This is a genomic window from Paenibacillus sp. OT2-17, assembly GCF_009827695.1.
In the GTDB taxonomy this organism is placed as follows: domain Bacteria; phylum Bacillota; class Bacilli; order Paenibacillales; family Paenibacillaceae; genus Paenibacillus; species Paenibacillus polymyxa_B.
The window spans coordinates 1-7,815 of record NZ_WUDQ01000151.1 but is presented as its reverse complement, the minus strand read 5'-3'; the positions used below and the strand labels follow the sequence as shown (position 1 = coordinate 7,815).

Below are 7,815 nucleotides of genomic sequence, written 5' to 3'. Positions count from 1 at the left end.
GCTCAGCTGTCAAACGGTTCTGCTCCAGTGACGCGATCATGTGCTCAACGCGCTGGTCTTCTTCCGTTACCTCACCACGGGCATAGTCTAAAATACGCCCTGGCAATCCCAATCGCTCGGCAATGGCAAATGCATTACTTCGTCCGGGTACACCGACCAGAAGGCGGTAAGTCGGGCTTAATGTAGCGACATCAAACTCCATGCTTGCATTAATAATTCCTTTGCGCTCATAGGCATACGCCTTCAATTCACTATAGTGAGTCGTCGCAACCATGCGGCAACCCATGGCATGTATATGCTCCAAAATAGATACAGCCAGAGCCGAACCTTCTGCGGGGTCCGTTCCTGCCCCCACTTCGTCAAGCAATACAAGACTTTTTGGCGTCATATTTTTCAGGATGCTAATGATATTGGTCATGTGACTGGAAAATGTACTCAAGTTTTGCTCAATGCTCTGCTCGTCACCAATATCGGCATAGATTGCATCAAATACACACAGCTGGCTTTCATCCTCAACAGGTACAAACAGTCCAGACATCGCCATCAAGCTAAGTAGGCCAATGGTTTTCAGGGTAACGGTTTTCCCCCCTGTGTTCGGTCCGGTAACGATAATAGAGGTGTATGAATTGCCTAACTCCACATCAATGGGAACAACCTGCTCCAACGGAATTAGAGGATGTCTGCCCTTTTTCAGCTTTAAATATCCGCGGTCATTCATTAAAGGTAAGGTTGCCTTCATTTCACGGGCGAGACGCGCTTTTGCAAAAATAAAATCAAGATTGCCCAAAATGTCCACATCATACAGCAACATATCTGCTTGTTCTGCGACGAGTGCGGTCAGCTTTTGTAAAATGACTTCAATTTCACGCTCTTCTCTCAGCCTTGTTTCCCTCAGCTTATTGTTCATGGCTACGATGGATTCAGGCTCGATAAACAATGTTGCACCAGACCCGGATTGATCATGAACAATTCCGCCAAAATAAGAACGGTATTCGGCCTTAACCGGGATCACAAACCGATCTCCGCGAATCGTAATCAACTGATCTTGAAGCATTTTGGAGACAGTTGAGGAACGAATCATGGAATCCAGCTTTTCACGAATACGCACTTCTCCCGAGCGCAGCTCCCGACGGATTTGAGAAAGCTCTGTGCTGGCAGAATCCAGCACCTCTGCATTCTCGTCAATACAGCCTTTAATGGAGTTTTCCAAACCTCTCTGCTCCGAAAGCTGCTCACTCCAATACAGCAATGTTTCGACAGGATTTTCCTCATGCAAACTTGTCACGTATACCTGTATACGGCGTGCGGCCTGAACTGTTGTCCGAATGCCGAGCAACTCCTGCGGGCTTAACGTTCCACCAATACGGGCACGCTTCACCGCCGGAGTGATATCTACTACTCCGTTAAATGAAGGCACTCCTTTGAGGCGATCAGCAGCATAAGCCTCATCCGTGCCTTTCAGCATTTTCTTGATATGCTCCAAATCATCGCTGGGCTGTAGTCGAAGGGCTGTCTGTTGTCCCGTTGCCGTTTGGGCATAGTGACTTAGTTTATTTAGAATTTTTTGATATTCAAGGGTTTTGAAAATTTTAGAGTCCAACTTCACTACTCCTTTCACTTATATCTATATTATACCGAAAGCAGCAAACTTACGCTATTTGCCAACTCTGTTTTACACATAAGAAAGCTCTTCATGCCACACACTAACCTTTGTCTAACCCTGTAAATTCAAAAAACAAAGGAGGTTATTCCGTGAGCATTCTCGGGCACATTGTACGTTTCATCGTTGCCGCTCTGGTGCTGATGGTCGTAAGCTGGATCGTTCCCGGATTTAGTGTAGGCGGCTTTTGGAGCGCGCTGATTCTTGCCATTGTCATTGCCTTGGTTGGTTACATCATCGAGGCAGTGTTCGGCCGACGCGTTTCTCCATTTGGACGCGGTATCGTAGGTTTTCTAGTGAGCGCTCTGGTTATCTGGATCGCTCAGTATGTGGTGACCAATGTCAGTGTTTCCGTTCTGGGCGCATTGCTCGCTGCATTGGTTATCGGGATTATCGACCTGTTCATTCCGGTATCGACACCGTTTGAAGCCGGTCGCAAAGACGGGAAATAATTTCAGTAGACCCTCCCGGCAAAGCTGTCCCGAAGCAGATTTCGTCTGCCAAAGGACAGCTTTTTGTCATAAACACTTCTGAGTGGATACAATAAGCAAACAATCCCCGGCGATGAGCAGCCGGGGATTGCCATACATTTATAATCCGTATCTACTGATCCTGTTCGATAAGTTCAATCCATTCATTGTACTCCGTTTGAAGCTTAGTGTATTCTTCCTGTAATTGACGTAATTCTGTAAAAATCTTCTCCGTATTTTCCCGATCTACGTCCTGTTGTACTTGTAACAAACGAAGCTGATGCGCCGCCATTTCATATTTTTGACCCACTTCGTCCAATTCAGACTGCAAGGCCATTCGTTCCTGCTCTATGGACTGCTGTTCAGCTTTCGCCGTTTTGGCAGCTTCAACCGCCAAACGAGTCTCCTCCTGAAGCTGTTCCTTTTGTTCAACTGTTACCGCTATTTCACGTTCCCAAGATGCAAATTCTTCCTTACGGGCAGCATCTTCAGCTTCCAGACGTTCCGCTTCTGCCTTCAACTGATCGTATTTAAGTTGCCACTCCAGAGATTCTTCCTCAGCACGTTCCAGTTTACTCCGCCGTTCGTGATCTTCCTGTTGAAGCTGCTTGATGTTTTGCTCCAGCTGTCCAGCTCGGCTCTTCATGCTTCCATATTGCTCCTGAAGCGATTGATACGCCTTCGCTCCCTCTTGCTCTCGGACTTTGGCTTTCTCAAGCTCATCCTGAACACGAATCAGCTCAGGTGAAAGCTCCTTGATTCTCGCTTCGAGTTGAACTAGCCGTTGCTGTTGTGAAGCAAATTTATCATTAATAGCTTCGAGCTCAGCCGCTGTGTGCTGTAATTGCTCCTGTATCGCTTCCTTCTGTTCACGTGCTTCCAGCAGGGAGAGCTCCAGCTCATCAACTGCCAACTGGCGTTCTTCTGCAAGTTTTTTCCATGACTTCTCGCTTTCAGCTAGCGTAGCCAGCTCACTTTGCAGCTTGCGAGAAGATACGTGAGCTTGCTCCATCAGCTTCTGCATCCGCCGCTGTTCTTCCTCCAGCTTAGCCGTCTGCTGCTGCGTAGCCTTGGCTTCAGCTTCTAATTGATCATATCGGCTTTGCAGTTCTTCACGCGCAAGCGTATCTGCCTGCTCTCGCTCTATCGCAACCTGTCGTTGAGTTTCCAGTACAGACTCCAGCTCGGACTGTTGTTGCTTCAGTACTCTTGCTTGCTCTTGAGCCTCTCCCAGACGAGAAGAAAGCTCTGTACTGCCTGCCTGTACTTGTTCTAATTGTTCCTGAAGCTCCTCAACCCGAATCTCCTGCTCCAGTGCAGCTTCATCAGCTCGTTTCTGCGCTTCCTGATGCTGTAGCTTTTCTTCATTCAACGCCAATTCAGCCTGTTTACGTTCCTGCTCCAGCTGCTCATTCAGCCCGGAGCACTTGGTCTGCCATTCGCTTACCTTCTTGCTATGCTCTTGCTGCAAAGCAGATCGCAGCTTGTCCAGTTCTGTACGCTTTTGCTCCTGATGAGTCTTCTCTGCAGCTGACAGCTTGGCTTCAGCCTGTTTAGCCGCTTCAGCCACTTCCTTCTTCATCTGCTCTTCTATCTGCCGGATACGAGCATTGGCCGCCTCCTGCTGCTCTTTCAGCTTGCGAGAAGCTTCTTGACGAGACTCCTCTAATTCACGTTTAGCTTGTTTTTGTCCATTTTCAAGTTCAGCCGCTCTTTTCTCCTGCTGTTCCAGCTTTGCCTTCAATTGGGCAATCTCCTTGGCTGATACAGATTCGGTTTCCATCAGCTTCTTCTGCGTTGCTTCCTTTTCTTCCTTTAGTTGAATAAGAGATTGATGCATATCTGTATTTTTTTGCTGCTGTTCCCCTAGAGCCGTCTGGAGTTGCGCCAGATCTCCCCGGAGCTCTGCTCGTTCCGCTGCTAAGCGGTTCATATGACTCTGAATTTCCTGGATTTGTACAGCTTCCTCTGCCATATGAACCGCAGCCAGCACGGCAATTCGGGGCATATCCAGACGCGAATGAGCTTGAGAAATGCTGTGCATACGCTCATCCACGTAATTGGCAACCTGCTTCATATAATCGGTATTGCTGCCGACGAGTTTATAAGAAGTACCGTAGATCTCTACAGTGACGCGAGTACGATCTGGTGTAGTCACAATTATGCCCTCCTTCAATACTACTGTATGTTGATTCTAAGGTGTGTCCGGTACTATGGTAACCCGCCTTCCGTGAAGCGTTCAACCTTATTAGTCCGGCTTCCCCGCAGCGGGTAAATATCAGAGTAAGAGAGCTCCTATGATGATAGGCCAAAAAGCCGTATCGAACCTCTGTCACTAAGATTCGATACAGCTTCCCGCATTTCCTGCTACTTTCTCAATTCCGCTCCAAAAGTTTGTTCCAGAGAAGTAACGACAGGAGTATGCGCCGCATTGATCTCTTCATCCGTCAACGTATGTTCCCAATGACGATAGGTCAGAGAGATAGCTACACTCTTCTTATCTTCACCAAGCTTACTGCCTGTAAATACATCAAACACTCGCGCATCCTGCAATAGCTCTCCGCCTGCAGCGTGAATAACACGAAGCAGTTCACCTGCCTCAACGTCTTTATTTACCACGAGGGCAATGTCACGTTCCACGGATGGGAAGCGAGCCAGCTCTCTGAACTGAATATGAGAGTTTGCGTGTTCAACGACCTGTTGCAACGCAATTTCCGCTACATACGTATCATTCAGCCCATAAGATTGTTGAAGCTCCGGATGAATCTGCCCAATGGTACCGATCCGTTGAGAGTTCCCATTCACATCCAGCCATACCGAAGCGGAACGGCCCGGATGGTAGCTTTGCGGTTGGTCAGCCACATAACGAATGCTGGCACTCAACCCGAAATAGTCAAACACCGTTTCAAGCGCGCCTTTAATATCAAAGAAATCAACCTTTACAGCACCAATATTCCATTGTTTTTCACGGCGTACCCCAGTCAGCAGTAGACTAAGCACTTGAATTTCCTGCGGCTGACGGGTTAATGTTTGTTCCTCTGTATAAAATACCGTTCCCATCTCAAAAATCGCCAGATTGTCTTGCTTGCGATTCATGTTGTACACTGCTGTATCCAGCATCTGTGGAATGATACTCGTACGCAAAACACTACGGTCTTCGCTCATAGGCATAGCCAAACGTACCGGATGACTACCTTCTGTCAGGGCATTAAATAACCCCGTACTTTGCGGATGTACAAAAGAGTAACTGATCGTCTCCTGCCAACCACCATGAGCCAGCAATCTGCGCAGGGAGCGGCGCAATGATTGCGATGCTGTCAAAGCTCCCGGAGTTGTCGGCCCTTCAATCGGCGTGGTCGGGATATTGTCGTAACCATACAGACGAGCTACCTCTTCGATTAAGTCCACGTCAATGGTAATATCTCCACGGCGTGTAGGTACTTCAACTTCCAGTACCCCTTGCTCTGCGTCGCCACATCCGAAATGAAGTCTACCGAAAATCGTTTTCACCTCAAGCAAAGACAGTTCGGTTCCCAAATATCGGTTTATTTTATCTAGCGACAGCTTGATAATGCGGTTTTCAGCTTTTGCAGACGCAGATTCTACGATGCCCTGGTGTACAGTGCCTCCCGCATAACGCTGAATCAGCGCAGCTGCACGATTCACAGCAGGCACAACAGCTCCTGGATCAACCTCTTTTTCAAAACGCAGACTTGCTTCCGAACGCAGTCCAAGTTGACGGGATGTTTTGCGAACTGTACCGCCGTCAAACTTCGCAGATTCCAGCGCAATGCTGACCGTCGCATCCGTAACCTCGGAGTTGGCTCCACCCATCACGCCTGCCAATGCAATTGGTTTCACACCGTCTGTAATCAGCAGCATATGCGGCTCCAGCTTACGCTCCTGATCGTCAAGTGTAATCAATGTTTCGCCGGCACGAGCGAGTCGAACTTCAATATTTCCATTTTCTAGCTTATCCGCATCAAAAGCATGCAGCGGCTGACCGTATTCCAGCATGACGTAGTTCGTAATATCTACGATGTTGTTGATCGGACGAACACCTGCCGCCATCAGACGGTTTTGAATCCATAACGGGGAAGCCCCCACTTTTACACCTGTGATATAACGGGCCGCATAGTGCGTACACAGTTCAGGAGTATCTACCTTCACGGACAGATGATCTGCTGCTGCATCGCTAATTTCCACCAGATCCTTAGCCGGATCAGCCAGCGAAATGTCACGTCCCAGAATCGCACTCACTTCATATGCTGCTCCGTGCATGCTCAGGCAATCCGAACGGTTGGGTGTCAGATCAAAATCCAGTACCTGATCATCCAGCGCCAGCAGCTTCGTAATTGGCATACCAATTTCAGCATCCTCAGGCAGCACCAAAATACCTTCTTGCAATTCCTTTGGAAGCAGCTTGTCATTCATGCCCAGTTCTTTGGCCGAGCAGATCATGCCCATGGATACAACACCGCGTAGCTTGGCTTTTTTAATGTGGAAATCTCCCGGCAACTTTGCCCCTACAACTGCAACAGGAACCTTTTGACCTGCATCCACGTTTTTGGCACCACACACGATTTGCAGATCTTCCTCTTGACCTGCATCGACAATACATACATTCAGCTTATCAGCATCTGGATGCTTTTCCTTGCTTTTAACATAGCCGACAACGACGCCAGTAATCCCTTGATTGCGCTGCTCGACCTCATCAATTTCTATACCCGAACGGGTGATTTTCTCTGCTAGCTCCTCCGCGCTTACCTGATCCAGCGATACATACTCGGACAGCCACTCGAATGATACTTTCATATGGGTTCACTTCCCTTGATATAGTTGTTTATTGACGCGCAAACTGTTTCAGGAACGACAGGTCACTGTTATAAAAATGACGAATATCGTCGATACCGTATTTCAATATAGCAATCCGCTCTACACCCATACCGAATGCAAAGCCGCTGTACACCTCGGGATCAAAACCGCCCATCTCCAGCACTTTCGGATGGACCATGCCACAGCCCAAAATTTCGATCCATACACGTTCGCCATTTTTCTTCACAAAAGTCACGTCTACTTCAGCACTCGGCTCTGTGAACGGAAAGAAGCTTGGTCGCAAACGGATTTCGGTCGATTCTCCGAACATTTCGCGTGCAAATTGAAGTAAGGTTCCTTTCAAATCACTCATACGAATGTCTTTTCCAATGACAAGCCCTTCAATTTGGTGGAATTGAAAAGAATGCGTTGCATCGTCATCATCACGTCGGAAAACTGTACCCGGACAGATAACCTTAATAGGCGTTTCGCCCTTCATCGCTTCCATCGCACGAATCTGAACCGGTGACGTATGGGTACGCATCAACAGATCCTCGGTCAGGTAAAATGAATCCTGCATATCCCGTGCGGGGTGATTTTTAGGCAGGTTCAATGCTTCGAAGTTATAATAATCCGTCTCTGCCTGTGGGCCTTCAGCCACTCGATAGCCCATACCTGTAAAAATATCCTCGATTTGCTCAATCACTTTGTTGAGCGGGTGCAGTCCACCTTGCGGCAACGCGCGTCCAGGCAGCGTAACGTCGATCTTTTCCGCTTGCAGACGCTCATTCGTTTCTGCTTTCGTGAACTCGTCCTGCTTACGGTTAACGACTTCTTCAATCGCCTCGCGCACCTCATTGGCTACCTGTC

The 7,815-nt window shown here is 48.2% G+C and carries 5 protein-coding genes; 1 reads left to right on the top strand and 4 read right to left on the bottom strand.

Annotated features, from left to right (window positions below):
- On the bottom strand, positions 1–1,600 hold a 1,600-nt coding region (locus tag GRP75_RS15585; RefSeq protein WP_160789754.1), incomplete at its 3' end, for an endonuclease MutS2.
- A gap of 152 nt (positions 1,601–1,752) precedes the next feature.
- Here GRP75_RS15585 and GRP75_RS15580 point away from each other — a divergent pair.
- A complete protein-coding gene (locus GRP75_RS15580) occupies positions 1,753–2,112 on the top strand; it encodes a phage holin family protein (RefSeq protein ID WP_023987773.1) in 360 nt (119 codons plus the stop codon).
- 151 nt (positions 2,113–2,263) lie between these two features.
- Here the strand turns inward: GRP75_RS15580 and zapA are convergent, their stop codons facing one another.
- From zapA to pheS, 3 genes are all read right to left on the bottom strand, one after another.
- Positions 2,264–4,288: a cell division protein ZapA gene (gene zapA / locus GRP75_RS15575; protein ID WP_160789753.1), complete on the bottom strand. Its 2,025-nt coding sequence runs from the start codon at positions 4,286–4,288 to the stop codon at positions 2,264–2,266.
- A 209-nt stretch (positions 4,289–4,497) separates the two neighbouring features.
- On the bottom strand, positions 4,498–6,945 hold the full coding sequence (gene pheT, locus GRP75_RS15570) for a phenylalanine--tRNA ligase subunit beta (protein WP_160789752.1): 2,448 nt from the start codon (positions 6,943–6,945) through the stop codon (positions 4,498–4,500).
- A gap of 28 nt (positions 6,946–6,973) precedes the next feature.
- A partial coding sequence (pheS, locus tag GRP75_RS15565) for a phenylalanine--tRNA ligase subunit alpha (protein ID WP_160789751.1) occupies positions 6,974–7,815 on the bottom strand: 842 nt, incomplete at its 5' end.

Coding starts and splice junctions, on each gene's coding strand:
- pheT (WP_160789752.1), bottom strand. CDS start 6,945: ATGAAAGTATCATTCGAGTGGCTGTCCGAGTATGTATCGCTGGATCAG.